The organism is Methylobacterium soli (assembly GCF_008806385.1).
Lineage (GTDB): Bacteria > Pseudomonadota > Alphaproteobacteria > Rhizobiales > Beijerinckiaceae > Methylobacterium > Methylobacterium soli.
Map to the genome: position 1 here is coordinate 1 of NZ_VZZK01000105.1, position 1,522 is coordinate 1,522.

General features: G+C 66.4%; 1 pseudogene. It reads right to left on the reverse strand.

Annotated elements, in window-relative coordinates:
• Positions 1 to 95 precede the first annotated feature (95 nt).
• Positions 96 to 1,426 (reverse strand): annotated as a pseudogene (locus tag F6X53_RS31990) (IS701 family transposase).
• Positions 1,427 to 1,522 lie beyond the last annotated feature (96 nt).

Here is a 1,522-nt window from a genome sequence, read left to right on the forward strand (position 1 = left end):
TCGCCCAACGCACCTGATCCCAACAACGTTCCGCTACCAGACATCTAGCACTACTTTGGCAGGTTGTTATTCAGGGTGGCTGGTAGAGGACGGTCTCACAATGCGGGCATCGCCGTGGCGGTGCCCGGCTGAGGTGATCCAGGATGGCTTGGCGGATGGCCGGCATCGAGGGCTGGGGCGGCGGGCAGGCGATTCTTTTTTTCCGTCCCGTCGCTGCGAGGCGGCGGGATTGGAGGAAGGCGTAGGCCATCATCGTCATCAGTGCGTGTCGATGCAGCCCGGTCCAGGAGCGGCCCTCGAAGTGGTCGAGGCTGAGTTCCTCCTTCATCTGCTGGTGAGCCTGCTCGCAGATCCAACGCGCCTTGATGGTTGCGGCCAGGTGTTTGAGGGTCGCGTCCATGGGCAGGTTCGTGAGGTAGTATTTACGCTCCCCCGAGCCACGCTCCTCGCGCACCAGCCAGACCTCGTCACCGGGCAGGTGCTGGTTGCCTTGTGTGCCGATCCGCTGGGTCGGACCATCGGCTATCCGAACGCGCAGCGCGCAGAAGCGAGCCCGCAGCCGGCCCTTGGTGCCGTGCCGCCAGGTCACCGCCCGGCCGGTCATGTCCGCCAGAATCGTCTCGGCCGCAACCGAGACCTGATCCGGGACGTGACGCTTGCGCGGTCGCCCACGCCCCGCGACGGGGAAGATCACCGTCACGTCAGCCGGATAGACCTTGCTGCGTCCCGAGATCCCGACAGCCCAGTTCAGGCCGCGCGCGCTCAGAGCCTGTCGGAACGGAGCGGAACCATAACCCGCATCGGCCAGCACGCAGCCGAAGCGCATGCCCCCCTCCCGGACCCGATCGATCTCCGCGACGGCGATCTCCAGCTTGGTGCGGGCATCGCGCCGGTCCTCGGGGACACCAGCTCTGGTCATCCGGTGCGGGTCGCTCGTCCAGGTCTCGGGCAGGAACAGGGCCAAGCCGACCGCCACGGGCACCTCGCCGCGCGCCAGCGTCAGCGACACCAACGTCTGGCAGTTGGCGGTCTTGCCCAGCGTCGTGGCGTATTGCGGTGCGACCCCGACCGAGCGATTGCCCTTCTTCGGTAAGGCGGTGTCGTCGACGACCAGGATCGCATCCGCACCACCGACGAGGCGATCGGCCTCGCTGAGCAGCGCCCGATGCAGCGGGGCCTCGTCCCAGATCCCGGCCGCGATGAAATGGTGCAGCCGATCGTAGGGCACCCCATCGGCCCGAGCCGCCATCGGCTGGACGCTTTTGCGATCGCCCAGACCTATGAGCCCGGCCACGTAGAGCGGACACATCGCCCAGCGGGCCGGATGCGACAGGCCAGCCAGGAACGGTTGCAGCCATCGATCCAGATCGTCACGCCATCCGCCGGCATCCGACATCGCGATCACCCACGTCCATCGCCGTGGCATGCGAATCCGTCAAAACCGGCTGCGTTCCCTCAACCTGCCAAAGTAGTGCTAGATGTCTGGTAGCGGAACGTTGTTGGGATCAGGTGCGTTGGGCGA